Origin of the sequence: Streptomyces cavernicola (assembly GCF_029968035.1) — a bacterium.
In the GTDB taxonomy this organism is placed as follows: domain Bacteria; phylum Actinomycetota; class Actinomycetes; order Streptomycetales; family Streptomycetaceae; genus Streptomyces; species Streptomyces cavernicola.
In genome coordinates, this window is sequence record NZ_JASCIQ010000013.1 from 60,558 (window position 1) to 86,517 (window position 25,960).

General features: G+C 72.5%; 24 protein-coding genes and 3 pseudogenes. 11 read left to right on the top strand and 16 right to left on the bottom strand.

Features of this window, described 5'->3' with window-relative positions; translation table 11 throughout:
- Nucleotides 1-13 precede the first annotated feature (13 nt).
- Nucleotides 14-2,035, bottom strand: a complete 2,022-nt coding sequence (locus tag QIS96_RS14385) for an ATP-binding protein (RefSeq protein ID WP_408907185.1) — start codon at nt 2,033-2,035, stop codon at nt 14-16.
- Between the two features lie 432 nt (nt 2,036-2,467).
- On the opposite strand from QIS96_RS14385, the gene QIS96_RS14390 reads away from it, so the two are divergent.
- The gene (locus tag QIS96_RS14390) at nt 2,468-3,667 is read left to right on the top strand and encodes an acyltransferase family protein (protein WP_282542945.1); all 1,200 of its coding nucleotides are present in this window, start codon (nt 2,468-2,470) and stop codon (nt 3,665-3,667) included.
- Between the two features lie 152 nt (nt 3,668-3,819).
- Entirely contained in the window at nt 3,820-4,596 is a 777-nt protein-coding gene (locus tag QIS96_RS14395; protein WP_282542946.1) for a mechanosensitive ion channel family protein, read from the top strand.
- 164 nt (nt 4,597-4,760) lie between these two features.
- Here the strand turns inward: QIS96_RS14395 and QIS96_RS14400 are convergent, their stop codons facing one another.
- From QIS96_RS14400 to QIS96_RS14415, 4 genes and pseudogenes are all read right to left on the bottom strand, one after another.
- Nucleotides 4,761-5,072, bottom strand: coding sequence for a DUF6401 family natural product biosynthesis protein (locus QIS96_RS14400; RefSeq protein WP_282542947.1), 312 nt, complete (start codon nt 5,070-5,072; stop codon nt 4,761-4,763).
- A gap of 95 nt (nt 5,073-5,167) precedes the next feature.
- Nucleotides 5,168-5,404, bottom strand: a pseudogene (locus QIS96_RS14405) (RidA family protein); the annotation flags it as partial.
- Nucleotides 5,405-5,590: 186 nt separating this feature from the next.
- Nucleotides 5,591-5,761, bottom strand: a pseudogene (locus tag QIS96_RS14410) (RidA family protein); the annotation flags it as partial.
- 59 nt (nt 5,762-5,820) lie between these two features.
- Entirely contained in the window at nt 5,821-6,099 is a 279-nt protein-coding gene (locus tag QIS96_RS14415; protein WP_282542948.1) for a hypothetical protein, read from the bottom strand.
- 194 nt (nt 6,100-6,293) lie between these two features.
- On the opposite strand from QIS96_RS14415, the gene QIS96_RS14420 reads away from it, so the two are divergent.
- Complete coding sequence (locus tag QIS96_RS14420) at nt 6,294-6,941, top strand: TetR/AcrR family transcriptional regulator (protein WP_282542949.1); 648 nt, start codon at nt 6,294-6,296, stop codon at nt 6,939-6,941.
- 17 nt (nt 6,942-6,958) lie between these two features.
- Here the strand turns inward: QIS96_RS14420 and QIS96_RS14425 are convergent, their stop codons facing one another.
- Both QIS96_RS14425 and QIS96_RS14430 read right to left on the bottom strand, forming a co-directional pair.
- On the bottom strand, nt 6,959-7,429 hold the full coding sequence (locus tag QIS96_RS14425; protein WP_282542950.1) for a hypothetical protein: 471 nt from the start codon (nt 7,427-7,429) through the stop codon (nt 6,959-6,961).
- Between the two features lies 1 nt (nt 7,430).
- Nucleotides 7,431-7,970, bottom strand: coding sequence for a nitroreductase family deazaflavin-dependent oxidoreductase (locus QIS96_RS14430; RefSeq protein WP_282542951.1), 540 nt, complete (start codon nt 7,968-7,970; stop codon nt 7,431-7,433).
- A gap of 204 nt (nt 7,971-8,174) precedes the next feature.
- On the opposite strand from QIS96_RS14430, the gene QIS96_RS14435 reads away from it, so the two are divergent.
- From QIS96_RS14435 to xylA, 3 genes are all read left to right on the top strand, one after another.
- Nucleotides 8,175-8,690 carry a MarR family winged helix-turn-helix transcriptional regulator gene (locus tag QIS96_RS14435; RefSeq protein ID WP_282542952.1) on the top strand — a complete coding sequence of 172 codons (516 nt, stop codon included), beginning with the start codon at nt 8,175-8,177 and terminating at the stop codon, nt 8,688-8,690.
- Nucleotides 8,691-8,737: 47 nt separating this feature from the next.
- A complete protein-coding gene (locus QIS96_RS14440; RefSeq protein WP_282542953.1) occupies nt 8,738-9,169 on the top strand; it encodes a VOC family protein in 432 nt (143 codons plus the stop codon).
- 588 nt (nt 9,170-9,757) lie between these two features.
- Nucleotides 9,758-10,927, top strand: a complete 1,170-nt coding sequence (gene xylA, locus QIS96_RS14445; protein ID WP_282542954.1) for a xylose isomerase — start codon at nt 9,758-9,760, stop codon at nt 10,925-10,927.
- 113 nt (nt 10,928-11,040) lie between these two features.
- Here the strand turns inward: xylA and QIS96_RS14450 are convergent, their stop codons facing one another.
- Together QIS96_RS14450 and QIS96_RS14455 are read right to left on the bottom strand one after the other, a co-directional pair.
- Entirely contained in the window at nt 11,041-12,351 is a 1,311-nt protein-coding gene (locus QIS96_RS14450) for an ROK family protein (protein WP_282542955.1), read from the bottom strand.
- 113 nt (nt 12,352-12,464) lie between these two features.
- On the bottom strand, nt 12,465-12,899 hold the full coding sequence (locus QIS96_RS14455) for a MarR family winged helix-turn-helix transcriptional regulator (RefSeq protein WP_282542956.1): 435 nt from the start codon (nt 12,897-12,899) through the stop codon (nt 12,465-12,467).
- Nucleotides 12,900-12,986: 87 nt separating this feature from the next.
- Here QIS96_RS14455 and QIS96_RS14460 point away from each other — a divergent pair, with 87 nt between their 5' ends.
- Nucleotides 12,987-13,352, top strand: a complete 366-nt coding sequence (locus QIS96_RS14460; RefSeq protein WP_282542957.1) for an antibiotic biosynthesis monooxygenase family protein — start codon at nt 12,987-12,989, stop codon at nt 13,350-13,352.
- 34 nt (nt 13,353-13,386) lie between these two features.
- Here QIS96_RS14460 and QIS96_RS14465 read toward each other — a convergent pair whose 3' ends face one another.
- The 4 genes from QIS96_RS14465 to QIS96_RS14480 form a co-directional block, all read right to left on the bottom strand.
- A complete protein-coding gene (locus QIS96_RS14465; RefSeq protein ID WP_408907186.1) occupies nt 13,387-13,842 on the bottom strand; it encodes a hypothetical protein in 456 nt (151 codons plus the stop codon).
- A gap of 113 nt (nt 13,843-13,955) precedes the next feature.
- Complete coding sequence (locus QIS96_RS14470) at nt 13,956-15,827, bottom strand: serine/threonine-protein kinase (protein WP_282542958.1); 1,872 nt, start codon at nt 15,825-15,827, stop codon at nt 13,956-13,958.
- Between the two features lie 72 nt (nt 15,828-15,899).
- Nucleotides 15,900-16,337, bottom strand: coding sequence for a MerR family transcriptional regulator (locus QIS96_RS14475; RefSeq protein ID WP_282542959.1), 438 nt, complete (start codon nt 16,335-16,337; stop codon nt 15,900-15,902).
- The gene (locus QIS96_RS14480) at nt 16,334-16,855 is read right to left on the bottom strand and encodes a hypothetical protein (RefSeq protein ID WP_282542960.1); all 522 of its coding nucleotides are present in this window, start codon (nt 16,853-16,855) and stop codon (nt 16,334-16,336) included. Before QIS96_RS14480 ends, QIS96_RS14475 begins: the two co-directional genes overlap by 4 nt.
- A 273-nt stretch (nt 16,856-17,128) precedes the next feature.
- Here QIS96_RS14480 and QIS96_RS14485 point away from each other — a divergent pair, with 273 nt between their 5' ends.
- The gene (locus QIS96_RS14485) at nt 17,129-17,959 is read left to right on the top strand and encodes an endonuclease I family protein (RefSeq protein ID WP_282542961.1); all 831 of its coding nucleotides are present in this window, start codon (nt 17,129-17,131) and stop codon (nt 17,957-17,959) included.
- Between the two features lie 130 nt (nt 17,960-18,089).
- Here the strand turns inward: QIS96_RS14485 and QIS96_RS14490 are convergent, their stop codons facing one another.
- Nucleotides 18,090-18,707 carry a GNAT family N-acetyltransferase gene (locus QIS96_RS14490; protein ID WP_282542962.1) on the bottom strand — a complete coding sequence of 206 codons (618 nt, stop codon included), beginning with the start codon at nt 18,705-18,707 and terminating at the stop codon, nt 18,090-18,092.
- 144 nt (nt 18,708-18,851) lie between these two features.
- Between QIS96_RS14490 and QIS96_RS14495 the strand changes: the two genes are divergently transcribed.
- Both QIS96_RS14495 and QIS96_RS14500 read left to right on the top strand, forming a co-directional pair.
- Complete coding sequence (locus tag QIS96_RS14495) at nt 18,852-20,888, top strand: hypothetical protein (RefSeq protein WP_282542963.1); 2,037 nt, start codon at nt 18,852-18,854, stop codon at nt 20,886-20,888.
- Entirely contained in the window at nt 20,888-22,477 is a 1,590-nt protein-coding gene (locus QIS96_RS14500; protein WP_282542964.1) for an ABC transporter substrate-binding protein, read from the top strand. The genes QIS96_RS14495 and QIS96_RS14500 overlap by 1 nt, the downstream gene beginning before the upstream one ends.
- A 185-nt stretch (nt 22,478-22,662) precedes the next feature.
- Here the strand turns inward: QIS96_RS14500 and QIS96_RS14505 are convergent, their stop codons facing one another.
- A complete protein-coding gene (locus QIS96_RS14505) occupies nt 22,663-23,589 on the bottom strand; it encodes an aminoglycoside phosphotransferase family protein (RefSeq protein ID WP_282542965.1) in 927 nt (308 codons plus the stop codon).
- A 56-nt stretch (nt 23,590-23,645) separates the two neighbouring features.
- Between QIS96_RS14505 and QIS96_RS14510 the strand changes: the two are divergent.
- Nucleotides 23,646-24,796, top strand: a pseudogene (locus QIS96_RS14510) (winged helix DNA-binding domain-containing protein).
- Between the two features lie 115 nt (nt 24,797-24,911).
- Here the strand turns inward: QIS96_RS14510 and QIS96_RS14515 are convergent.
- Nucleotides 24,912-25,877: a TIGR01777 family oxidoreductase gene (locus QIS96_RS14515; RefSeq protein ID WP_282542966.1), complete on the bottom strand. Its 966-nt coding sequence runs from the start codon at nt 25,875-25,877 to the stop codon at nt 24,912-24,914.
- Nucleotides 25,878-25,960: the final 83 nt, after the last annotated feature.

Below are 25,960 nucleotides of genomic sequence, written 5' to 3' on the forward strand. Positions count from 1 at the left end.
CCGCCCACGGGCCTCAACGAGGTCGTGCCGCGCGTCGGGTGAGGGGGTCTTCGCCGCCGAGTTCTGCGTAGCGGGTCGGTGTGGTGGGGCGTTTGCGGGGGATGCGGCGGCGGTCGGGGAGGGGTGGGGCCGAGGCCGGGATGTGCTGGATCTCCGCGAGGAGGCGCTCGACGACCACCGTGCCCAGCGGGTTGCCCAGCGCCTCCGCGTCCCGCAGCGCCCGCCGCGCACGTCGCCAGGCCCGCGCCGGCCGCCCGCCCAGGTGGTCCACGAAAGCGAGCGCGTAGCCCGTCATGCAGCGCGCCCACCGGTCGTCGCGGGTGCGCCGCAGCGCCACCGCCGTACGCACCGAGCGGCGGGCCGCGGCGATGGACGTGTGCGCCTGGTTGCAGGCGAGTACCGCCCAACTGTGCGCCACCGAAGGCCCGTAGAACACGTCCTCGGGAATCAGCTGCACGGCCTCCTCCAGGCAGGCCAGCGCGAGCTCCCGGTCGCCCGCGTACGCGGCGAGCACCCCGGAGGCGTCCGCGACGTGCCCGAGCGTGGTGTCGTCCCCGACGAGCACCGCCACCTCGCCCGCCTCGCGCAGCGCATCCGCCGCGTCGCCCTCACCGCAGCGCACCGCGATCCACCCGGCCAGCCACAGCGCCCGCGCCCGCAGCAGCGAGACCTCGGGGAACAGGGGCAGCAGCCGCTGCAGATACGAGCGGCCCTGGCCGGTGTGCCCGCACACGCCCCACCAGAACCAGAGCGCCACCACGGCGTACAGCGCGGTCTCGGCCTGCGCCGTCGTCTGCGGCGGCCGGACGAGCGCGGCCCGCAGATTCGCCTCTTCGGCGCGTACGAGAGCGATCGCCTGCTGCTGCAGCCCCACCTGCCACAGCCGTTGCGCGGACTCGGCGGCGTCCCGGCACCACAGCAGATGCCGCTCGACCGCCTCCGCCGCCTCGCCCGCGTCCCGCAGCCGCCCGAAGCCGAACTCGCGCGCGGCGGTCGTCATCCGGTACCGGCCCGGCCGTACGCCCCCGGGGTCGCGCACCGGCTCCAGGACCGAGGCGAGCGTGAGCCGGGCCAGGCAGGCAGGGATGTCGAGCGCCCGCAACTGCCCTCCGGCGGCCACGTGCACCGCGGTGTCCTCGTCGAAGTCGCCGCCGAGGACGCTCAGCCGGGCCCAGGCGATGCGGTCGGCCCGCTCGCACAGGGTGTAGCTCGCGCCGAGCGACGCGTGCAGCGAGCGGTGCCGCCACGTCCCGGCGGCCTCCCCGGCGAGGCGGCACTGCGCGGACTCGACGAGCGTCGCCACCTCCGCGAGCGGCCGCCGGCCCACCTGCTCGGCGGCGAGCCGCAGCGCGAGCGGCACGCCCTGGACCCGCGCACAGATGTCGAGCACGGCCCGCCCCGCGGCGCCCGTCCCGACCAGGTGCGCCGAGCGCGCAGGCAGCCGCGACAGGAACATCCGGGCCGCTGCGCTCGGCGTGCCGTCCCCCGACGGCACGAGGGAGAGCGGGCCGAGCCGGAGCACCTGCTCGTCGCCGAGACCGAGCGGCTGCCGGCCCGACGTGAGGACCCGCAGCTCGGGCAGCGTCTGCAGCAGCCGCTGGACCAGGGCGAGGCAGTCGCGGCGTACCGGATCCACGTCGTCGAGGAACAGCAGCCGCGGCCGGGCGCGCAGCTCGTCGACGACCTCCTCGAAGCCGGCTGTGGCCGGCAGGCCGAGCGCCGTGGCCACCCCGGTGAGCGCGTCGGGGCCGCCGGCCGGGCCCTCGGTCCACCAGCGCGCCCGGCTCACCTGCGCGCCCTGCCGCTCCGCCGCGGCACGGGCCAGCCGGCTCTTGCCGATCCCGGCCGCACCGGTCACGGTGACGAGCCGGTGCCGGGCGAGCAGCCCGTCCAGGTGCGCCAACTCCTCCTCCCTGCCGACCAGTTCGCCGGGTCCTGCAGTCGCCGCCGGCCGCTGCCGATGCTGCCTCTGGCCTCGGCCGTGCCGAACGGACGAGCCACGAAGGCGGTCAAACACTGTCCTGCTCCTGATCACATCCGTGCGTCGGCGTGAGACGACCTGCGTCCCCCGGGCCGAATCCGGCTGCAGGAGCGTTCCTGCAGTGACCGACCACAGAGGGAACTAGTTCGGACCGCGTGGGGTAGCGACCCCGAGCCCCCCATCACTCACGACGACGACCCCGGGAACGCGTGTACGGACAACGCCCGCCCCCCGCCCGTCCGTTGGGAGGGTGTACGCGCGCCCCATGGGGGAGGGGCGTGCGCGCGGCCGCGTTGGTGTTTCTGGCGCAATCGGCGTCCGGAACTGAATACGTGTGAGTGATTTCTTACGCATGCGCAGAGCACCGGCGTTCGTACGGCTTGGTTTCGATGACGCTGTGACTTCGCCGTTCCCGGTCGCTCGTGCCTGCGACCCGATGTGTGAGAGGTCGATCCCTTAGTGCGGAGCAGTAACCGTCAGTACCTCGTGTCGGTGGACCACCTGCGGGCCTTCGCCGCCCTCCTCGTGCTCCTGTACCACGGCACGTATGAATTGCTCAACGAGATCGACAAAGGACATGCGGGCAGGCTCTACGCGGACAATCCCTTCGGCGCGCTCGTCGTGGAAGGGCATACCGCGGTCACTCTTTTCATGGTGCTCTCCGGATTCATCTTCACGATCGGCACCCTGGGCAAGGACATCCATTACGGCCGCTTCATCGGCAACCGCGTCCTGCGGATCTTCCCGCTCTATCTGGTCCTGATCGTCATGGGCGTCGGCGCCTACCGGGCGGACGCGGATCTGCTGTCCGTCGTCCAGTCGCTCGTCGGCCTCGGCAATCTGTCGGGCGCATTGCACCTCGGCAGCGTCTCGCACATGTGGTGGGCGATCGCCGTGGAGCTGCAGTTCTATCTGCTGTTCCCGCTGCTCAGCAGGATCCTCACGCGCCGCGGCCCGCTCGCCCTGATCCAGTTGACGGCCGCGGTCGCGGTGATCCGCGCGCTCGTCTGGTTCTCCGGCGGCGGCAAGATCTCCGCGCAGGATCTCGTCTACTACAGCCTCGCCGGCCGTATCGACCAGTTTCTCTTCGGCATGCTGGCCGCCTGGCTCTTCGTCCATCACCGTGAGCGGTTCCGGAGCCCGGCGAAAGTGCTCGTCGCCTCGGCGCTTGCCCTCGTCACGATCTGGGCGTTCAACCGCAGCCACGCCTATGCGGAGGGCCGCACCGTACGGCTCGTCTGGGTCGACGTCGAGGGATTCGTGTGGGCGCTGCTCGTTCTCACTTATGTGGCCACGGTCACGTCGACGTGTCTGGTCTCACGGGCGGTCGCGAAATTCGGCGAGATGAGTTTCTCCGTCTATCTGCTGCACTTTCTCGTCATCACGGTGTTCCTCGCCCGGAACCGCTGGATCGAGCCGACCGGAAATCCCGTATGGGACGCCTTCCTCACGACGGTGCTCGGCGTGCTTCCGGTCAGTCTGGCCATCGCCGTCGTGACCTTCCACGGCATCGAGCGGCCTTTCCTGCGCTGGCGCCGCGCCTATCTGGGTACGGACGACCGGCCGAGGATCGCGGCACAGCCCGACGGCGGCAGGCCCGTCCCGGACGCGGCTCCGCCGGAGCAGCCGGAGCCCGCACTCCGGTCCCGGAGGGCGGCCGGGGCCGTGGAGACCGCCGACCGGTAGGCGCGACGGTGCGGTGCCGAGCGGAGCGGCGGACGAGCCCGTCGAGGGCCTCGGAGCCCGGCCCGTCATCCATATGGGTCACCATCGCGCGGCGCGCGGCGTGGGGGCTTGCTCATGATGTGGGAAGGGGACCGCACCGACGAAGGGCTCCCATGAACACACTCGCCGTAAATTTCACCCAAGGCCTCAATGACGCGTGGTCCAAGATCGCGCAGTTCGTACCGAAACTCCTCGGCTTCGTCATCATTCTGGCGATCGGCTGGTTCGTGTCGAAGCTGATCGTCCGGGTGCTCGACCGGGTCCTGCGCAAGGTGGGCTCGGAACGGCTCGCGGAGCGGGCGGGCGCGGCACGGATGCTCGAAGGGTCGAAGTTCGACCTGACAGGCCTCGTCTGCAAGATCGTGTACTACGCCCTGATGCTGATCACGCTTCAGCTGGCGCTCGGCGTCTTCGGACCCAACCCGGTCAGCGCGATGATCAACGGCATCGTGGCCTGGCTGCCGCGCGCGATCGTCGCGGTCGTCCTGATCGTGGTGGCCATGGCCATCGCCAACGCCGTCCGCTCCATCGTCACCAGCGCCCTGTCCAGGGCCTCGTACGGCGAGACCGTGGGCAAGATCGTCTGGGCCTGCATCGTGGTGCTGGGCGTGATCGCGGCCCTGGGCCAGGCGGGCATCGCCACCTCGGTGAGCCAGCCGATCCTGTACGCGGCGCTCGCGGCGGCCGCCGGCATCCTGATCGTCGGCGTGGGCGGCGGCATGATCACGCCGATGCGGCAGCGCTGGGAGCGGTGGATGGACACCGCAGAGCAGGAGACGGCCCGCGCTCGCGGCGGCGTCTCGGACTACCAGGCCGGGCGGGAGGACGCCATGGCCAACCAGCCGGTGCAGGAGCGCGAACAGCACCGGGGCGGCGGCTCACAGATGTGAGGCGACCGCGCGCCGCGCATCCGTGAGCGCGCGGCCGGCGGAACGACCCGACCCCGTCCGCTTGCGGCCCGGCACAGTGCCGAACCGCGAGCGGACGGGGTCGATCGCGTCTGTCACGTCTGTCACGTCTGTCGCTATGGTGCGTCGGTTGCGTCCGCCGCGTCTCAGTCCCGGACTCCGGGCAGCAGGCCGTGGGAGTGCACCAGCCAGCTGATCGCGGTCAGCCGGCACACCGCATAGTCGTGCCCGACCGGCTCGCGCCAGTCGTTCTCGGCCAGGGCGTCCACGAATCCGAGGGCGTAGTCGGCCAGCCTCTCGGAGTCGGGCGCCGCCGGTTCGAGCTCGGGGCCGTCGGCGTCGAGGCGCGTGCGTACGTCAGCGACATGCTGATCGACCATGGCGACGAACGCGGGCTCGAATGCGAACTCCGCGAACCGCGTCCGGTACGCACTGCTGATCTCGGCCAACGAAAACACCCTTCAACGGTATGCCTGGGCAGGACCGGGAATCACCCAAAACTGCCATGAGGTGCGTCACTTCGGAGAGATAGGGACCTTCGGCCCCCTGCCGGCTAGGGCCGAACGGCCACCGCGTCCACCTCGAACAGCATGCCCGGCAGCGCGAGGGAGGCGACGCCGCTCAGCGTCTGGGCGGGCAGCCGGTCGCCGAAGCGCGCGTGCAGCGCCTTGCCGACGATCTGCAGCTTGTCCAGGTCGTGGTCGACGATGAACGTGCCGAGCCGCACCACGTGCTCGTACCCGAGCCCGACCCCCCCCCGCAGGGCCGAGAGCAGATGGTCGAAGGCTAGGGCCTGTCGTTTGGATCAGGCCGGAACTGGTCGGCGGTGACTGCCGGTCGAGTTGAGCGGGGTGTGGTGCGTGCAGCTGCAAGGCGGAGGAGGGCGTCAACGCGGAGCGTTGGCAACCGACGACAACGCCGCAGATGTGCGTGCCACACCCCGCGACCCCGGCAAGATCCAAACGACAGGCCCTAGCTCCACCTGCTCGGCGAAGGAGCCGTCGACGACGGCGCCGGTGGCGTCGGAGGCGTACTGCCCGCCGATGAAGACGAGCTCGCCGGGGGCGGAGGCGGCGTGGCTGTAGCCGAACAGGGTCGGGTCGTGGAGCGTGGGCGGGTTGGTGAGCGTGCGCTGATCGGTGCTCATGCCGCTCTCAACGCCCGCTTCCGGCCCGGCGATTCCCTCGTGGGCCGATGAGGGGCACCTCAACTCCAGTGTGAACCTGGGGAGTTGGCGGGCCAGATCAGGTGTGTGGCCGCGTTCCTGGCCGTGATGCCGATCCGGCTCGCCGGGATGAGCAGCGCGGTCGCGCCGACGGCCCGCTGCTCGGGCGCTGCCGAGCGCCGGTGCTCCGTCTCGTAGCGGCGGAACGCGGCCTCGTGGTCCGTGCGCGTCGCGGCCGGCGCCTCGGCCGGCGTCGACGCTCCGGCGAGGGCCAGGGACGAGCCGTCCCTTTCCGTGGCCGGGGGGCAGGGCCACGGCACGGCCGGGTGCGTTGTGCTGGAGCACTCGGCGGCGGTCGAGGTCGAGGCCGTCCACGGGCAGGGGGGCGGCCCAGACCCCCAGGTGCCGGGCGTACGCCTGCTCGGGGCCGAGGGCGAGTCGCCGGGTCCGCGACCCCGGCAAGATCCGAACGGCAGGCTCTTGGTCGGACCGGGGCGGCTCGACGGCGTCTCCGGTGGACTGCGTCGGTAACCGGCCCACTTCGCACCGTGAGCGCAAACGCGAACGCACCCGGCAGGCGATCCTGGACGCCGCCGACCTCTTCGAGCGCCGCGGCTACGAGGGGACGACGATCGCCGACATCGCGGCGGGGGCCGAGATCGGGACGCGGACCTTCTTCAGCTACTTCGCGAGCAAGGAGGCCTTGCTCTTCCCGGAGAGCGACGCCCGCGTCGCGGCCGCCGTCGCCGCGATCGACGCGTGCGAGCCGGGGGACCACCCGGCCGACCTGCTGCCGCGGGCGCTGCGGGACGTGCACGAGACCGACACGGAGATGGCCGGCTCGATGGCCCGCCTCCGCCTGCGGTTGGCGCAGTCCGTTCCCGTCGTACGGGGCAGGGCGCTGCGGGAGCAGCTCGACGCGCAGGTGCAGATCGCCGAGCGGCTGCAGGCCGCGTTTCCCGACGAGTTGGACGCGGTGCAGGCGGCCGCCCTGGTCGGGGCATTCATCGGCGCGGTCGCCGGTGCGTCGCAGGTGCTGCTCGCCGAGCCGGACGCGCTGGCCGATCCGCGGCGGCTGCAGCGGCGGATGCGGGAGGCCACGGAGAGGGCGCTGCGCCCCTTCCTCAAGGAGTTCAAGGAGTTCAAGGAGTTCGAGGAGTAGGGCGCTGTGCCCTTTCCTCAAGGAGTGCTGAAGACCGCGGGGGACGGGGACGCCTCGGCCGTGGGCTGTTCCGTCGGAGCGGGCTTCGGTTCCTGCAGGACGATTCCGGGGCGGTCGACCGGCGAGGGCGAGCCGCCGTTCGGCAGGAGCGAGACCAGGGCCAGGGCGGCTGCGAACACCGCCGCCGCGCCCAACACCCGTACGGCGCGGCGGAGTCGGCCCCGGCTGTCGAGGTCGCGCCAGTGCGCCGCCTCGCGTTGCGGGCGGGGGAGCCAGAGTTCGCCGATGGCGTCCGGGTCGGGCGGTGCGGGTTCCGCAGCGCGCGCGGGTTCCGTCGGCGTGAGGGCCGCCGCGCTCGCCGCTGCCTTGGCTGCGCGCTCACGGGCGGAGGGTTCGCGTGGCGCGGTCCGGCGTATCTCGGCCTCGCTGTCCCGCAGGAACTTCTGCCACACGTCGTCCGGCAGGCCCGGCTGCTCGTCGCGGCGCATGTCAGCCGCCCCCGGGGGAGGAGTCGAGCCGTACGAACGGGATGCGGCGGCCCGCGGCGCGGTACGAGTCCGCGCTGCCGTCCACGTCGAAGCCCATGAAGGCGCACAACCGGCGGGCCGTGCGCGGGTGTCGGGGTGCGTACCGGGCGAGGATCTCGCCGCCCTCGTCCGCGGTGAGGAAGTGCGCGGTGACCGCGTGGCGGCGGTTGCCGACCTGGACGGTGGCCGTCGGGGTCCTGCGGAGGTTCTGGTACCAGGCGGCCTTCGGGCCGAAGCCGGAGGCGAGGGTCCAGCTGCCGCGCTCGCGGTCGTGGGCGACGACCTCCAGGACCACGCGCCGGTCGAGCCCGGTGCTGCGGCCGACGTGGTGGAGCAGCAGCAGTCGCCCGCCGAACAGCGGTCCGAGGCCCGCGCGGTAGAGGGCGATGGGCAGCCTGGCGAGCAATCGCCGTACGCCGCGCGGCAGTTGAGGGCGGTTCGGGCCTGCGGCTCGGCTCGGGTCCGCCGGTGGGTTGTGGTCCGCGGGCAGTTCGGGTGCCATCGACGTCCCTTCCCCCGACAGGTCGTTGGCCGGACGGGAACGGGTGACGAGCACCCGGCGTCCGCAATGGTTCCACGCAATCTTTGCATAGTCTAAATGCGGGGGAGGCTGCCCGCCATAGGCGGAGGAACGTGCGTACGGGAGAGATTTCGGGTCCGGTGACGCGTGCTGTCGGGGGTGCGGGGCCGCGAGGTACAAAGAGGTATGGCTGAGCGAAGCGGTGCGGGCGAGGGCGCGGTCGACGTGGACGAGGTCACGCGGGCCGTGCTGACCGCGTCGCGTGTGCTTGTCGCCGTCTCCGCGCGCTCGCTCGCCGCCGTCGAGGACCGGGTGACGCTCCCGCAGTTCCGGATGCTGATGGTGCTGTCGAGCCGCGGGGCCACCAAACTCGTCGACCTGGCCGAGCTGTTGGGGGTCGCGCCCTCGACCGCGATGCGCATGGTGGACCGGCTGATCGCGGCGGGACTCGCGGACCGGCGGGTGAACCCCGACAACCGCCGCGAGACGCTCCTGCAGCTCACCGGCGAGGGAAGCCGCACCGTCGCGGACGTCACCACGCGCCGCCGGCAGGAGATCGCCGCCATCGTCGAGCGCCTCACGCCCGAACGGCGCGCCGACCTCGTCACCGCGCTCACCGCGTTCAGCGAGGCGAGCGGCGAACCGCCCGCCCCGGCGGCCGGCGAGGCGTCCGGCCCGCACCCCTTGGGCTGGGCCCAGTGACGGCTCGCCGCCCCGACCCCGTGACCGGCTCACAGAAAGGCACCGTCATGACCGAACTCGGCGCACGGATCCCGCGGTTCCACCTGGCCATGCCCGTCGACGACCTGACCGCCGCCCGCCACTTCTACGGCGAGGTCCTGGGCCTCGACGAGGGGCGCAGCGCGGACACCTGGGTCGACTGGAACCTGCACGGCCACCAGTTCGTCACCCACCTCGCCCCCGCACGCCCGCAGCGCGTGCACAATCCGGTCGACGGCCACGACGTCCCCGTACCGCACTTCGGGCTGATCCTGACGATCCCCGACTTCCAGAAGCTCGCCCAGCGGCTACGGGACGCGGGCACGCAGTTCGTGATCGAGCCGTACGTCCGTTTCGAGGGGCAGCCGGGCGAGCAGTGGACGATGTTCCTGCTCGACCCTGCGGGCAACGCGCTGGAGTTCAAGGCGTTCGCGGACGACGGGCAGGTCTTCGCGGTGTGAGGCGTGCGCGCCGCGCGCGGACGGCGCCAGCGTGACGACGTTCGCGTGCGGCCCACCGGACACCTCGACGCCGCGCGGCCAACTCGGCCCGCCCTTCGGGACGTTGGCGTCGAGCTGCACCGCGCGCACCGCCTCGCCGTTCTCGCTGAACACCCAGAGGGAGGGGCCGGAGTAGGACGTCGCGGAGACGGTCCACTCGACCGGATCGCCCACCGCGTCGGAGACGTCGCCGCTGTCCGTCCCGTGCGCGAAGACCTGCACCCGGTCCCAGTCGAACCCGGTGAGCCCTGACAGCGGCACGGGCTCCGGTGTGCGCACGGCCGCGTTCAGTTTCGCCTGGAGGGCCTTGTCCAGCGTGCTGGGCAGAGGTTTCTCCCGGAGGAGCAGATAGCAGACGACCGCTGCCGTCAAGGCCATGAGAAGTGCCAACACCCTTGCTGCCGTGGCCCGTCGGACGCCCTGCGACCCGGTCATGCAGTCCCCCTCTTCCGTACCTCATCCTGCCCCGCACTGTTGACGGGAGTGGCTTCCGGAGTATTAGTAAGTGCAGAAAACAAATTGGTCTCGCGCAGCGACGAAGGGGCGATCATGGCGGACCGCTTCATCCCGACCCCCGACGACAAGTTCACCTTCGGCCTGTGGACCGTGGGCTGGCGGGGCGTCGACCCGTTCGGCACGGCCACGCGGCCCGCGCTCGACCCGGTGGAGTCCGTCGAGCGGCTCGCCGGGCTCGGGGCGTACGGGGTGACGTTCCACGACGACGACCTCGTGCCGTTCGGGTCTTCGGACGCCGAGCGCGAGGCGCTCGTCAAGCGGTTCCGCACCGCGCTCGAGGCGACCGGCATGAAGGTGCCGATGGCCACCACCAACCTGTTCACGCACCCCGTGTTCAAGGACGGCGGCTTCACCGCCAACGACCGTGACGTACGCAGGTACGCGCTGCGCAAGACCATCCGCAACATCGACCTCGCCGTCGAACTCGGCGCCACCACCTATGTCGCCTGGGGCGGCCGCGAGGGCGCCGAGTCGGGCGGTGCGAAGGACGTGCGCCTCGCCCTGGACCGGATGAAGGAGGCCTTCGACCTGCTCGGCGAGTACGTCACCGGGCAGGGCTACGACCTGCGCTTCGCCATCGAACCCAAGCCGAACGAGCCGCGCGGCGACATCCTGCTGCCCACCATCGGCCATGCCCTCGCCTTCATCGAGCGCCTCGAACGCCCCGAACTGGTCGGCGTGAACCCGGAGGTGGGCCACGAGCAGATGGCCGGCCTCAACTTCCCGCACGGCATCGCGCAGGCCCTGTGGGCGGGCAAGCTCTTCCACCTCGACCTCAACGGCCAGTCCGGCATCAAGTACGACCAGGACTTCCGCTTCGGGGCGGGCGATCTGCGGCAGGCGTTCTGGCTCGTCGACCTGCTGGAGGACGCCGGGTACGCGGGGCCGCGCCACTTCGACTTCAAGCCGGTCCGCACCGACGGCTTCGACGGGGTGTGGGAGTCCGCGAAGAACTGCATGCGAAACTACCTGATCCTGAAGGAGCGCGCCGCCGCCTTCCGCGCCGACCCGGCCGTGGCGCAGGCGCTGCGCGACTCCCGCCTGCACGAACTCGCCGAACCAACAGCGTCCGACGGCCTTTCGGGGCTGCTCGCCGACCGCGGGGCGTACGAGACGTTCGACGTGCACGCGGCCGCCGAGCGGTCGATGGCCTTCGAGCGGCTCGACCAGCTGGCGATGGAGCATCTGCTCGGGGTGGGGTGAGTCGGCCGTCAGGCAGCGGCCGGCCGGTCCGGGGGCGGGCGGTCCGGGGGTAGGCGGTTCGTGGGTGGGCGGTTCGTGGGCGGGCGGGCAACTCCTCGCAGGCGTACGGCGGTTCAGGGCCGCGCCGTCCGTTCCGCGTACGCCAGCGGGTCCGCGAGGACGTCCCGTACGACGAGGGCCGCCGAGCCTCGGGCCGCGTCGCCGGCCGCGGACGAGGCGTGCAGGCGGCCGCTGCCCTCGGACCACAGGCCGGACACCACGCGCCGCGCCAGGCGCTCGGCGATCGGCGGGCCGAGCCAGGGCAGGAGCGGGCGGTAGGCGCCGCCGAGCACGATCGCGTCCGGGTCGATGAGGTTCACCGCGTTGGCGAGGACCAGGCCGAGCGTGCGCCCCGCGGCGGTGAGGGCGGCCAGGGCGGACTCGTCGCCGTCGCGCGCTCTGCGCTCCAGGTCCGTGACGCCCGGCGGGCCCGCGTCCTCGGGGAGACCGGCGGCGCGCAGCAGCGCCGCCTGGCCTGCGTACTGCTCCAGGCAGCCGTGCGAGCCGCAGCGGCACAGCGGGCCGTCCTCATCCACGACCGTGTGCCCGATCTCGCCCGCGAACCCGTGGGCGCCGGGCAGCAGTTCACCGTCGACTACGAGCGCGCCGCCGATGCCGATCTCGCCCGTCAGATACAGGAAGGTGCGCAGCCCGCGCCCGCCGGTGTCGGTGCGGCCGCCGAACCACAGCTCGGCCAGGGCTGCCGCGTCCGCCTCGTTGCCTGAGCTCACCGGCATCGGGAGGAGTGCCGGGTGCGACGCGTCCCTGGATCTGGGGCGGCCTTGTGTGCCGACCGGTTCGTCCAACTGCACGTCGGACAGGGCCTGTTCGAAGAGCTCAGCCGCGCGCACCTGGGTCCAGCCCAGGTTCGGGGCCTGCCGCACGGTCCCGCCGGACACCAGACCGGGCAGCGCCAGATGCGCACCGGCCGGGTGCAACTCCTGCGCGGCCGCCGACTCCAGGGCGCGCGCCGTGATCCGCGCGGCCCTGGCGAGCACGTCGGCGGGCGGCGCGCCCCGGTTGTCGTGGTGCTCGGTGAGGCGGACGCGGTCGACGCCGGAGAGGTCGACCACGCAGACCGTCGTGCAGTCGACGTTGATCTCCACGCCCACCCCGGCGGGACCCGTCCGCGCCACCTTCAGGACCGTGCCGGGGCGCCCGGCCTGGCCGCTGAACGACTTGCCGGACTCGCTGAGGAACCCGCCCCCGAGCAACTGCTCGACCAGCGAGGACACGGCCGCCCGGGTCAGGCCCGAGCGCGCGGCGACGGCCGCCCGGGTCGTCTCGCCCTCGTCATGCACGGAACGCAGCACAAGGCTCAGGTTGTGCCGCCGCACGGCTGCCTTGTCGGCCTTCGGCTCCAGGGGCGCGAGGTGATTGCTCATCGTGCCGCCGAGCCTAACCGGCGGCTCTGACAACGGAGATGGCCGTGCTTGTCGTGGACCTGGCCGGGCCGCGCGCGCCGGGCACGGTCGCTGTCTGCGGGCCGCCGCCTCCGTCACGTCAACTTGCGCGCGCAGTCCGCGAGCAGGGTCGCGAGCCGGCCTACGTCGTCGGACGGCAGGTCCGCGATCATCCGTTCCTCCACGTCGAGGACGATCCGGTCGGCCCGGTCGAGCAGCGCCCGTCCCTCGGCGGTCAGCGTGACGGGCAGAGCCCGGCCCGACGTGGCCTGTGCGGCGACGGTCACGAGCCCCGCCGCCTCGATGCCGGCGAGCACCCCGCGCAGCGACTGCCGGGTGACGAAGGTACGGCGGGCCAGTTCGGCGGCCGGTGCGCCGGGGGCGTCGGCCAGGGCGCGCAGCAGGGCGTACTGCGCCATGGACAGACCCTGGCCGCGCAGCCGCTCCTCGCATGCCCTGCGGAACGCCTGGTCGACCTGCTTGACGAGATAGCCGATGCGGCGGCCGACGGCTTCCTGGACCTGGTTCATGTAAGGAACCTTACACAGGCCGGCCGTATATGTAAGGTTCCTTACTCAAGGTTCCTCGTGCAGCTTCCCTACTGGAAAGGGCCGCCCATGTCCTCAACTCCCGCCAGTCACAGTGCAGATGGACTCGCCGTCACCACGATCGCGGCCGGTGCGCCGGTGGCCACGCTCATCAATGTCTTCACCGTCGACCCGGGCCGGCAGCAGGAGCTGGTCGACCTGCTCGTGCACGCCACGGAGGAGGTCATGCAGCACATGCCGGGCTTTGTCGCGGCCAACATCCACGTGTCGGACGACGGCACGCGGGTCGTCAACTACGCCCAGTGGGAGTCCGAGTCGGCGTTCCGCGCGATGCTCGACGACCCTGGGGCGCAGGTGCACATGCGCCAGGCGGCCGCCGTCGCGGAGCACTTCGACCCGCATCTGTACAGCGTGGCGTCCGTGCACCACCGCTGAGAGGGGGCGCCAGGCACCCGTACCGCCCCGGCGGTCAGGACGTCAGCCAGCGGTGCAGTGCCTCGTGGACGCTGTGCGGGAGGGCGCTGAGCTGGTCGATGGCCTCGCGGTCGCCGGGCAGCGGTGCGATCCCGGCGGCGGTGAGCGCCGCGTTGAGCTCGATGCGGCGCAGATCGCGCGGGTCGAGCACCGAGGCCGCCGGAGCCTCGGGGTTCGTCGAGTCCGCCGAGTCCGCCGAGCTCGCCGAGGGAACGGAGAGGCCGCAGGGCACCGGCACGGCGGGCATGCACGGGACCGTGGGCGCGTCGGACGAGGCGGACCAGGCGGACCAGGCCGAGGGCGCGGGGGACGCGGAGGCCGAGCGGGACGCGGGCGCGGCGGTCGTGGCGTCCAGGCGGTGCGCCGGGTTCGGCGGCGGGAGGAGGAAGTCGTCCTGCGGCCAGGTGCGGAACGTCGAGTCGGCTACGTGAGGGGTAGTCATCGTGTGCACAACGCTCTCCTTCGCTACGGGGCGCCGTCGTCGACGGCACCGCATGAGAGGCGCTGGAGGACCCTCACGGTTGCAGGATCGGCCGAGGACCACACGGTGGATGCAATCCGGCTTTAATCGCACAGGTCCCGGGCCGTGAGGTCGGTCATCTCCGCCTCGCTGAACCCGAACGGCTCGACCACGCGCAGGAGTTCGCCGCTCTTCTTCAGCCGGCGCAGCTCGACGTTGAACGCGTCCCGCAGCTCCTTCTCCGTGCGCGCGAAGGCGAAGGCGCCCGCGTTGTGCACGGCCTTGCCGTCGACGACCGGCTGCACCGGAGCGCTCGCCTCGAGGCGCGTGTCGCCCTTCGCCAGGTCGCGGACCATGAGATGCGTGCCCACGAACGCGTCCGCACGGCCCGAGTTCAGCGCGGACAGCGCCGCCGCGGCGTCGGGCACGGGCAGGAGTCCCTCGACCTCGTCCTTCGTCGCGTACTGCATGAGCTGACTGTCCGTGAGGCAGGCGACCTTGAGGCCGTCGCGCTGGAGTCGTACGAGAGCGTCGTACGACGTGAGCGACGCGGGGTCGCGCACCTTGCCGGAGCGGAGCAGGAAGCCGTCCTTCAACTCGTGGTCGGGATCGGCGAAGAGGACCTTTCCGCAGCGCTCCGGGGTGATGAAGAGACCAGCGGCGACGACCTGGATCTCACCGGCCACGACCGCGGGGACCAGCGCGTCGAACGCCACCTGCCGAGCCTTGATCTCGGGCACGCCGAGGCGCTCGAAGATCCGGGCGGCGACCGCGGGCCCCGCACCCGTGGGCCTGCCGTTCTTCAGGTAGCCGAAGGGGCGTTCACCCGCGATGCCGAGCGTGACGGCGCCGCGATCCCGCAGCCGGGCGAGGAGTTGACCGCCCGGCTTCTCCTCGGTGCCGCCGGGCTCCTTCCGGGTGCTCAGCGCGTACGTCGTGACGCCGGCCGCCGCGAGAACCGCACCGGCGCCCACGGCCAGGGCCCGCCGACGCGTCGGCGGCACGGGGCGCGCGGGCGAGGCTGGGGGAGGGGCGGCCACCGGGTGTGGGTCCGGCTCGGTCGGTTGGTCCGGCACGGTGGGTCGGTCCGGCAGGGGCGGACGGTCTGCCAGGGGCTGCTGGTCCGGCTCTGCCCGCTGGTTTGGCTCGGTCCGCTGGTCCGGCGCGGCCCCCAGTGACCGCAGCCGCGCCGCCACCTCCTGTGCCGTGGCGGGCCTGTCCCGCGGGGACTTGGCGAGGAGCTCGGCGACCAGGGCGTCGAGGCCGGCCCATACGCCGCTGCGCGTGGCGCCGGGCGGTGTGGGCTCGGTGTGGACCTGCGCGAACATCAGCGCGGGCGCCTCCACGTGCGCGAACGGCGGTTCCCCGGTGAGGAGTTCGGACAGGACGCAGCCGAGCGCGTACAGGTCGCCGCGGGCGTCGCTCGGCTGCCCCAGGAGGCGTTCCGGGGGCATGTACGCGAGGGTGCCGACGACCTGGCTCGCGGTGGTCGTCGTCGTGGCGAAGCGGGCGATGCCGAAGTCGAGGATCTTCACGGTGCCGTCCCGCGTGAGCATCAGGTTGGCGGGCTTGAGGTCGCGGTGGACGACGCCCGCCTCATGGGCGGCGGCGAGCGCGGCGGCGGCCTGGGCGGCCCACTCGACGGCCGTCGCCACGGCGGGCGGGCCCTCCTCGCGCAGCACCTTGCCGAGGTCGCGGCCGCCGACGAGCTCCATCACGAGGTAGAGGGTGCCGTCCCCGTCCCGGCCCAGGTCGTGCACGGTCACGACGCCGGGGTGGCTGAGCCCGCCCGCGGTCTGTGCCTCGCGCAGGAACAGCCGTTCCTCCTCGGCCATGCCCTCGCCGAGCCGCATCAGCTTCACGGCCACCCGGCGGTGCACCACCGGGTCCCAGGCCGCCCACACCTCGCCCATGCCGCCGCGCCCGAGCAGCTCACCGAGCTCGTACCGACCCGCGAGCACGCGGACGTCCGCCATTTTCTCCCCCGACCGGCCGACTCCTGCTGACACACCCCGCCCACGCGGCAGGACCGGCCAGCATAGTGGCGGCTACGACACCCCCGCCCCGTCCCCGACGAGCGCCTCAGCCCCGCCTCCCACGAGCGCCGCCTCGACCGGGCACGCACACGCCCCGTCGCCCCCGTCGCCCCCGTCGCCGTCGGCGAGCGCGGCGAGCGCCGTCCGCATCCTGGTGAGGTCGGCGATGCGCGCGTCCAGGTCGTGCAGCTTGGCGTCGACGACCGTACGCAGCCGCGTGGCCGGCACCGCACCGTCCCGCGCGAGCGCCAGGAACGCGGCCACGTCGCCCATCCCGAACCCCAACTGCTGTGCCCGCTGCACGAATCGCACCCGGCGCACGTCCGCGGCCGTGTACCGCCGGTACCCGGAGTGCGGGTCGCGCGCGGGCGAGAGGAAGCCGCGCCGCTCGTAGTAGCGCAAAGTGCTCTGCGGTACGTCGGCGGCGCGGGCGGCGTCGGCGGAATTCACGGGCTGACCTTCTCCTGATTACGGGTGCGGGTGCGGGTGCGGGCGCTGGTGAGGTTGCGGGAAGGGTGCGAGCTGGTACGTGTACGGGGGCGCCGCGACCGTGTCAACTGCCGGGCCTGCGCCACAAGGAAGCCGAGTTCGAGGACGAGGAACATCCCGAGCACAGGGGTCGCCCCGGCGGCCAGGGCGGTCGTCATGAGCAGGGCGAACGCGGCCCGCCCCACGGTGTCCGCGATCCCGGTCACGGCGTCGGCCCGTACGAGCCGCACCACCGCCCACATCGTCACGAGCACGCCGAAGAACGTGACGAAGAGCAGGTGTTCGGGCCCGAACGCGGGCGGAGGCCCGCCGGGCAGGCCGAGCGCGGTGTGGGCGGAGCGGACGGCGTCGAGCGCGAGTCCCGCGGTCCAGGGAGTGGTGAACGGGAGGGCCACCACCAGGTCGTAGTACGCGCCGACGCGGACGGCGTCGGGCGTGCGGTGGAGGTCGGTGTCGTCGCTGCTGTGCTGTGTGGTCATGCAGGCCACCGTGGACCCTGCACCGCGGTGCAGGGTCAAGTCCCCACGCCTGACGGGTGGTTGAGCCGAGTAACTACACCGGGCGAGGCCCGGCCCGCAAGCACGGGAAGGGGTGTTTACGCGTTCGGCATGGAACAGATATGTCGCGGCTACCCCGGAACGCGGGCGGCGTGGCAGGGTTCGGGGGCCGATGCTTCGTCAACTCCGATACGGGGGACGAGTGTTGGTGACCGAAGCAACGTTGCCGAGTTGGGAGAGGACAACCCCCACGACATGTCCGCTCATTCCGCACGCCGCCGCTGGCGCCGCCCGCTGCTCGTCGCAGCCGCCGTGGCCTCGATAGCCGTACCTTCCGTGGCCTTCGCCACCGACAGCGGGTCCGCCGACGCCGGCGCCCGCACCCCGGTCCAGGCTCTGGACGACACGTACTACAAGGACGCGATCGGCAAGACCGGCCCCGAGTTGAAGGCCGCGCTGCACACGATCATCAGCGACCAGACCAAGCTCTCGTACGACCAGGTCTGGGACGCCCTCAAGAAGACCGACGAGGACCCGGCCGACACGTCCAACGTGATCCTGCTCTACACCGGCCGCTCCCAGGCCAAGGACACCAACGGCGGCGACCCCGACCAGTGGAACCGCGAGCACGTCTGGGCCAAGTCCCACGGCGACTTCGGCACCTCCACGGGGCCGGGCACCGACGTGCACCACCTGCGCCCCACCGACGTGTCGGTCAACAGCACGCGCGGCAGCAAGGACTTCGACAACGGCGGCGAGGAACTCTCCGAGGCGCCGGGCAACTTCACCGACGACGACTCCTTCGAGCCGCGCGACCAGGTCAAGGGCGACGTCGCCCGCATGATCCTCTACATGGCCGTGCGCTACGACGGCGAGGACGGCTTCGCCGACCTGGAGCCCAACGACGAGGTGAACAACGGCTCCGCGCCCGCCATCGGCCGGCTCTCGGTCCTCAAGCAGTGGAACGACGAGGACCCGCCGAACGACTTCGAGAAGCGCCGCAACCAGGTCATCTTCGACGACATCCAGCACAACCGGAACCCGTTCATCGATCACCCCGAATGGGTCGCGGAGATCTGGAAGTAACGATTCACCCCACCCGCGCCTGCAGCCGTGTGTGAACGGGACTCGGACCGGCCCCGCCAGAACGGCCCCGGTCCGAGCCCCGTGCCCTCCGCCGGGCAGCGGGCGAAGTGGTCCCAGGCGCGGGGCGTGCTCAGGCGTCCGTGGCAGTACGTGCTGCGCGGCGCATCGACCACAACGTCGGGCCCCCGCCCGGGAGTTGGCCCTCGCCGAGGGTTTCGAAGCCGAAGTGTTCGTAGAACGGCAGGTTGTCCGGCTTCGAGGACTCCAGGTAGACCGGCAGGCCCGCCGCGTCAGCCTGGGCGAGGCCGGAGCGGAGGAGGGCGGCGCCGTGCCCCTGACCGTGGGCGGACGGGGCGGCGCCGACGACGGCGAGGTACCAGTGCGGCTCCTTCGGCGTGTGCTCGCCCGCTGCCTCGACGGCGGTGCGGAACGCCTCAGCGCGGTCGCCGAGGATGTCCTGCAGCTCCTGGACGGTCTCCGCGTCCGGCACGGCCTTCTCCTGCCCCTCGGGCGGCACCCAGAACGCGGCCGCGGCGTCCGTGCGCTCACACACGCCGTGCAGGCCGTACTGCCGGGTGAAGAGGGTGTGGAAGTAGCGGCGCAGGCCTGCCTCGCGGGTGCTGTCCTCGGGGAAGAACCAGCGCATCATCGGGTCGTCGTCGAAGGCGAGGGCCAGGGTGCGGCTGATCGCTTCGGCGTCGTCGAACGTCGCCTCGGTCGTGACGCTGTTTTTCGGCATACGGACCATTCTGCACAGCTGTCGATCTTCGTCGGCGGCGGGTCCGCGACCGGCGGACGGAACGTCCGGGCGCGACCCGATCAACCGGGTTGCCTCGTGGTGCAGTTGGTACGACGATGAAGCCTCTCCGACGCAGAGGGAGGCCGAGGCCCGGTGGCGTACGAGGAGTGGGCGGGGGCGTCCGGGCGTGACCTGGTCCTCGACGACTGGTTCACCCGGCAGCTCGTGGCCGCGAACGGGCGGCGGCACCAGCGGGACGTCCACGTGCTGCTCGGCGGCCGGGGCAGCGGCAAGACCAGCCTGCTCGCTGCGTTCGAGGAGCGCGCCGCCAACACGTACGTCGCCCACGTCGACTGCGCCGGGCTCCCGGACGGTGTGCGCGACCCCGCGGACGTCCTGGCCCGCATCGCCTTCCAACTCAGCGCCGAGGTACCGGGGTTGCCGCCCATGCAACTCCCCGCGTACGCGGCGCTGCGCCTCGCGCTCGCCGTGCGCACCGACCAGGCCGACCGGGACGCCGCCCTCACGGAGCTGAGCGCCGCGCTCGATGCGGGGCGCGGCCGCGAGCAGTCCCTCGACCTGTTCCTGTCGCTCGCCGAGAAGCTCGGCTCGCTCGCCGGCATGCCCGCCTGGGGGCTCGCCGCCCTGCCGTTCCTCTCCGAAGGCATGCGCCGCCTGCAGGAACACCGGGTCCGGCGCGCCCTCGCCCGGCACGTCAACGCCCCCGCGTCCCCCGAGGACTTCCTCGTCGGCCTCAGCCACGGGCTGCAGCACGGCGACGAGCGGCAGCGGCGGCGCGCCCAGGAAGTGCTCCTGCGCGCCTTCCTCGACGACCTGCGCCGCGCCTACGACACGGCGAAGGGCAGCGAACTGCGCACGCTGCGCTGCCTGTTGCTGCTCGACAACGCCGACGACGACCGCGGCCAGGCCTTCCTCGACACGCTGCGCACCGCCCGCAGGGGCGGCCCGGAGGACGGCGACCCGCTGGTCGTCGTCGCCGCGGCGCGCAGCCGCCCCCGCCTCGTCGAACCCCTCGACGTCCCGGCGGGCCGCCTCCTGACGTGCTGGTCGACGTATGCGGAACGCGCACCTGAGCCGGACCCGTACGGCGGCGGCGAGGAGGAGCGTTTCGAGCCGCTGGAGGTGCGCGGCAAACCGCATGTGCGCGTCGCCCAACTGCGGCCGCTGAGCCGCGCCGAGGTGGCCGAGCAGTGCCGGCCGCTCCTCGCGGAGCTGCCGCCGCCGGGGGTGCGCCGCCCGGCGGAGTGGCTGGCCCGGATCGTGCACGACCTCACCGGCGGACAGCCCTTCGCCACAGCCGCCGTGCTCAGGCAACTCCCGCTGTTCGAGGACGAGTTGAGCATCGTCGACCGGCTGCGGAAGATGTTCACCCTCGACCCGCACCGGCCCTCGGTCGCCGAGGAGGCGTACGAGCGCTGCTTCGGCGATGTACCGGGAGCCGTCCGGACCCGGCTGCCGCGTGTGGCCGCCGCGGCCGTGCCCGTACAGGCCCTGGCGGCCGACGCGTTGTGGGGCCGCCAGAACCATCTCCTGTACCAGGTCACGGAGTTGATCGGGGACGAGCTGCGCTTCGACGTCACGGACCTGGACGGCGGCAGCGTCCTCACCGTGCCGCCGATCGCCCGCCGCCATCTGCTGCAGCGCCTCGCCCGCAGCGAGGACGGCGCCGAGGCCGGGACGTGGGCCGGAGCGCACCGACGGCTGCGCGATGCGATGCGCGGACGGGACGCCGCCTACCACCACCTGGCCCTCGGCGACGTGCCCGCCGCGACCCGCTACCTGCACGGGCTGCTCGAAGACGTCAAGGACGGCGGCGTCGACATGGCCGAGTGGTGCCGGGCCCTGTCGTGGGTGCAGCGCGCCCCGCACCCCCGCCTCACCGCCCCCGACGACGGCATGGAGGAGTACGAGGCCGCCGTGGAACGCCTCGGCAACCGCGTCCCCGCCGGGCAACTCCCCGTCGCCCGGCTCCTGATCGCCGGCCGGCTCACCGTCCATCCGCCGACCGACCCGTACGCCGCCCTCTGGTCGGACCCGCTGTGGGACCCGACGGCGCGGCTGCGCACGGAGATCGCCGAGCAGCTGCAGCAGATCGGCGAGGACGTCCCGCACCTGCGGGGACTCCCGTTGCACCAGCGCATCCAGTCCTACGACAAGGAGCCGTGGTGATGTCCGGATCGCCCGAGCGGGACCGGCCCGACCGGCGCGGCGCCCTGCCCCGCCCCGCACCCGACCCCGTGCCGTGGTGGCGCGACCGGCGCGTCCTCGTCCGGTGCGCGGTCGGGGCCGTCGTCCTCGCGCTCTGCGGCTATCTGGCGCTCGGCTCCGGCTGGGGCTCGATCCGGTACGTGACGCAGCGCTGCGCCGACCGGATCTGGGAGCGCGGGCCCGCCGACGAGTGCACCGGGGTCAGCGACGGCGGCTTCGTCTTCGGCGAGCTCGACGACGTCTCGGCGGCCATTGCGAAGGAGAACCGCCGCGTCACCCGGGGCAGCCTCCCGTATGTCACCGTCGCCCTGCTCATCCCCATGACCACCGACGAGACCGACCCCAACCGCAAGGCCGCCGTCCGGGACCAGATACGGCACGAGGTGCAGGGCGCGTACCTCGCGCAGCGCCGGATGAACGACCGGGGCTCGCCCGCCGTCCGCCTCGTCCTCGCCAACCCGGGACTCGGCAGCGCCCAATACGCGGCGGTGGCCGAGGAGTTGGACGAGATGGCGAAGTCGAAGGAGGACAACCTGCGGGCCGTCGTGGGCTTCGACATGAGCGAGGAGAACACCAAGAAGGCGATCGAGCACCTGACCGGCGACCTGGGCATTCCCGTCGTCGGCGGCCCCATCACCGCCTCCGACCTGACCATGCCGGGGCTCGCCCGGATCGTCCCGCCCAACGAGGACCAGGCCGAGGTGCTCGCGAGCCTGCCCGACGACGCCAACGTGTTCCTGGTCGAGGACACCAGGCCGGGCGACAGCTACGTGGACACGCTGCGCGATGCGTTCAACGAGAAGCGGCCGAGCGGCGCCCTGGAGTCGGAGCAGTACCGCTCGTCCGGCGGCTCCGACGACGACCCGAGCCTCGCCGGAGACTTCGAGAACATCGCCCAGAACATCTGCCAGTCCGGCGCGAAGGACATCTACTTCGCCGGACGGCCGCCCCAACTCCGGATGCTCGTACTGGAGTTGGGCAGCCAGCCGTGCGCGAGGACGAAGAACAGCTTCCGTGTCATCACCGGCTCCGGGGCCTCGACGGTCGACTCGTACGTACCGCGCGGCGACCTCGACGAGTGGCGCCAGGCGCTGGCACGCGTCACCGTCGAGTACGCGGCCGTGGGCCACCCCGAAGCGTGGGCGAACAGCAAGGCCCCGGAGGCCGAGGACGCCCGCACCGAGATGAAGCACCTCAGGTCGGCCGCGGCCGGCCTGAAGGACGCCGACCTCGAGGACTCCCGCCTGATGACGATCTACGACGCGACGCGCACGGCCGTCACCAACATCCGCCGCCAGGCCGAGGGCGGCAAACGCATCCCGCGCCTCGACGAAGTCGCCAGCGGCTGGCACCAGTTGAAGAGCGTCAACAAGATCAAGGGCACGACGGGCTGGATCTGCCTCGACAACCAGGGCAACGCCTTCAACAAGGCCGTGCACCGCGTACGGCTCGACCCGAAGTGGCGCACGGACCAGAAACTCGACTTCGTCGACGTCGCCTGGCCGGAGGGAGAACCCCTCGACCCGACCTGTACGGCACCGCGCCGGTGAGGGGCGCGCTCACACCCCCGAGGCGTGAGCGTGCCCCTTGTGGTGTTTCATGTGGGGCTTCTTGTGGCGTTTCCTGCGGGGCATGGGGAGCTTATCCGATGTGAACGATAGATGCGTGTTGTGCCTGAAATGTGAAGGGGTGTGTCGGGGGCTTCGTTCTGGTGCGGCCTTTGGCGGTCGGCTGCTCAGTCGGTGAGCAGTTCCGCGAAGTGCTCGGCGAAGGCCGTGAGCCGGTGCAGGTCCGGGCCGCCGCGCGCCACCCCGAAACCGTGCCGACGCCCCCAGAACACGGCCTGGACGACGTGGAGTTGGGCCCAGCGGCGGACGCGTACCCGATCGAGCTCTGCGGCCTCCGCGAACACGGCGAGGGAGCGCAGTGCGGCCCGCCGCGGGTCGGCCGCCTCCAGAAGGGCGAGCGCCCGCGACTTGAGGAGCGTGCCGCCGTCGTAGGCCGGGTCGCCGACCTGCCCCTTGGGGTCCACGGCCAGCCAGGGCTCGCGGTCGGCGCGCAGGATGTTGCGCGGGTGGAGGTCGCCGTGGACCAGGACGTCCGGCTGGGACGCGGCCAGTTCGCGGACGGTGGCGACGGCGGCGGCCAGCGCGCGGGACGACAGGCCGTGCGCCAACTCGGCGTGGTCCAGGTGCAGTTGCCCCTCCCATGCGGCTGCCTGGTCCTGCAGCCGGGGCAGTCCCGGCGGCGCGGGGACGGCGAGCCTGCGGCTGATCCGGCCCGCGACCGTCACCACCTCGTCGTCGTCCCCGACTTCCGCGAGCGTGGCCGTCCGGACCCGTTCGAGGAGCAGTGCGAACCGGTCGTCGTCCCGCTCGTACAGGCGGACGGCCCCGCGCCCGTCCCAGGCGGCGAAGGCGTCCGGCTCGTGGACGTTGCCGGGATGCGGGAACGACACCTTCAGGACGGCGGCGGCCCCGGCGCGCGTCCGCACCGGAACGACGACCCCGACGCCCCCGTGCAGCACCGCGCCGTCCCTCGCGCAGCCCCACCGGTCGAACAGCGTGCCGACGATCTTGGGAAGCCGGGCGATCCAGGCGGCCCCCGGCCCGCCCTCGCGCGCGACGGTGGCTCGGGCGAACGTCTCCGGTACGTCGATCACCCGAACCACCTTACGCACGGCGGCCGTTGTCAGACCCGGGTGCAAGAATCCGAAGGGTGACGGTCAGTGCGGGAGAACTCAACCGGGCGACGCTCAGCCGCCAGCTCCTCCTGGAGCGCGCTCCGCTGAGCGTGCCCGAGGGCGTGCGGCGCGTGGTCGCCCTCCAGGCGCAGCACCCGGCCTCGCCCTACGTCGCGCTGTGGAACCGGCTCAGAGACTTCGCCCCCGCCGAGCTGGATGCCGCGTTCACCGCGCGCAGCGTCGTCAAGGCCACGCTGATGCGGATCACGCCGTCCACGCCGTCCACGCCGAGGACTACGCGGCGTTCCGCGCGGCGCTGCAGCCCACGCTGTACGCATCCCGGCTCGGGCCCCGCTTCACCGAGTCCGGCCTCACGGTCGCCGACGCCCACGCGCTCGTGCCGGAGCTCCTCGCCTTCGCCGACCGTCCGCGCACCTCGGCCGAGCTGCAGGCCTGGCTCGCGGAGCGGGTGGGGGAGGAGAAGAAGGACGCCGCCTGGTGGGGCCTGAAGGGGTATGCGCCACTGCACCACGCCCCCACCCGAGCCCCCTGGTCCTTCGGCCACCGACCGTCGTTCGTGCGCGCCGAGCCGGGCATCCTCCCCGGACCCGGGAGGGAGGAGGACGCGGAGGCGCTGCGCACCCTGATCCTGCGGTACCTCGCGGGTTTCGGCCCGGCCTCGGTCGCCGACGTGGCGCAGTTCGCCATGGTCCAGCGCAGATCTGTGCGCGCCGCGCTCCGCGCCCTGGACGGGGCTGTGGAAGAGCTCCAAGGCCCGGACGGCGTCCCGCTGTTCGACCTCCCGGACGCCCCGAGGCCGCCCGCCGACACCCCGGCGCCGCCCCGCCTCATGGCCATGTGGGACAGCACGCTCCTCGCGTACGCCGACCGCAGCCGCCTCATCCCGGCCGCGTACCGTCCCCTGGTGATCCGCAACAACGGGGACGTGCTGCCCACGCTGCTGGTGGACGGCTCGGTCGCCGGCGTGTGGAGACCGACCGACGACGGCATCGAGGCCACGGCGTTCCATCGCTTGCCTCGCCCGACATGGGACGTGCTCACCGAGGAGGCGCACTCCCTGCGCGCCACCGTGCGGGAACGCGAGGCGCGGGTCTACAGCCGGTTCGGCCACTGGTGGCAGAAGTTGGGCGCAGGAGGGGCGGGGGCGGAGGTGCGCATTCTCTGAGCGGGCCTGTGCCTCGGAGCGGGCCTGTGCCTCGCCCGGCGCCCGGTCACGACCAACGGGTGCCGGGTGCCGGGTGCCGGGTGCTGGGGTGCTGGGTGCCGGGGTGCGCCCCTGCTCAGTCGCGTTGTGTCCGTGTCCGTACCCGCGCCCGCGCTCGCCGGACCAGCTCGTCGGCCGCCTTCGGCCAGGTCTCGTACGTGAAGGAGAAGCCCGCGTCGAGCAGGCGGCCGGGGACGACGCGGCGGCTCTTGAGGAGCAGCTCCGTGTCGGACCGCAGGGCGAACGCGCCCGCCTCCGCCATCCACCTCGTCGCCGGAAGCCCCAACGGCATGCGCCAGCTCGTGCGCAGCGCCCGCATGAAGTCGCGCTGCGGCAGCGGAGCGGGCGCGGCCAGGTTGACCGGACCGCTCAACTCCTCGTGGTCGACGAGGAATTGGACGGCCCGTACGAAATCCTGGTCGTGGATCCAGGACACGTACTGCCCGCCGCCCGCGACCGGCCCGCCGAGTCCGAGCCGTGCCATCCGCGAGAGGACGTCGAAGACGCCGCCGCGGTCCGGGCTCATCACCATCGCGGCCCGCAGCGCGACCTTGCGGGTGCGCGGCGTGTCCGCTTCCTCCTGGGCGCGTTCCCAGTTCCGCGTGATGCGGACGCTGTACGCCCAGTAGTCGGGCACGCCCTTCTCCTGGCCGCCGATCACGCCGCTCGCCTCGTCGTTCGCGGCGTCGTGCCGGTGGGCGTACACGGTGGCCGTGCTCATCTGCAGCCACACGCGCGGAGGCGCTGCGGCCGCGGCGATCGCCTCGCCCACCACCCGCGCGGAGTCGACGCGCGAGTCCATCATGGCTCGCAGGTTGGCCTCGGTGTAGCGGCAACTCACGCTGCGCCCGGCCAGGTTGACCACGGCGTCGCAGCCGTCGAGCTCCGCCGCCCAGTCGCCGAGCGACACCCCGTCCCAGGCCACGTCCTGCGGGCGGCGCGGGCGCCGCGTGAGGATCACGACCTGGTGGCCCTCCGCGGTGAACGCCCGCTCCAGGATCGCGCCGACCTGGCCCGTCCCTCCCGGAATCACGATCTTCACGGCTGGTACCCCCTTGCTAGGTGGCACGAGCGTAACCCAGTCGTTGAACGTGTTCAAAAGTAGCTGGGTCCTGTAGTCGGACG

Coding starts and splice junctions, on each gene's coding strand:
- QIS96_RS14395 (WP_282542946.1), top strand. CDS start 3,820: ATGAACACACTCGCCGTAAATTTCACCCAAGGCCTCAATGACGCGTGG.
- QIS96_RS14425 (WP_282542950.1), bottom strand. CDS start 7,429: ATGCGCCGCGACGAGCAGCCGGGCCTGCCGGACGACGTGTGGCAGAAG.
- QIS96_RS14430 (WP_282542951.1), bottom strand. CDS start 7,970: ATGGCACCCGAACTGCCCGCGGACCACAACCCACCGGCGGACCCGAGC.
- QIS96_RS14435 (WP_282542952.1), top strand. CDS start 8,175: ATGGCTGAGCGAAGCGGTGCGGGCGAGGGCGCGGTCGACGTGGACGAG.
- QIS96_RS14440 (WP_282542953.1), top strand. CDS start 8,738: ATGACCGAACTCGGCGCACGGATCCCGCGGTTCCACCTGGCCATGCCC.
- xylA (WP_282542954.1), top strand. CDS start 9,758: ATGGCGGACCGCTTCATCCCGACCCCCGACGACAAGTTCACCTTCGGC.
- QIS96_RS14450 (WP_282542955.1), bottom strand. CDS start 12,351: ATGAGCAATCACCTCGCGCCCCTGGAGCCGAAGGCCGACAAGGCAGCC.
- QIS96_RS14455 (WP_282542956.1), bottom strand. CDS start 12,899: ATGAACCAGGTCCAGGAAGCCGTCGGCCGCCGCATCGGCTATCTCGTC.
- QIS96_RS14460 (WP_282542957.1), top strand. CDS start 12,987: ATGTCCTCAACTCCCGCCAGTCACAGTGCAGATGGACTCGCCGTCACC.
- QIS96_RS14470 (WP_282542958.1), bottom strand. CDS start 15,827: ATGGCGGACGTCCGCGTGCTCGCGGGTCGGTACGAGCTCGGTGAGCTG.
- QIS96_RS14480 (WP_282542960.1), bottom strand. CDS start 16,855: ATGACCACACAGCACAGCAGCGACGACACCGACCTCCACCGCACGCCC.
- QIS96_RS14485 (WP_282542961.1), top strand. CDS start 17,129: ATGTCCGCTCATTCCGCACGCCGCCGCTGGCGCCGCCCGCTGCTCGTC.
- QIS96_RS14490 (WP_282542962.1), bottom strand. CDS start 18,707: ATGGTCCGTATGCCGAAAAACAGCGTCACGACCGAGGCGACGTTCGAC.
- QIS96_RS14500 (WP_282542964.1), top strand. CDS start 20,888: ATGTCCGGATCGCCCGAGCGGGACCGGCCCGACCGGCGCGGCGCCCTG.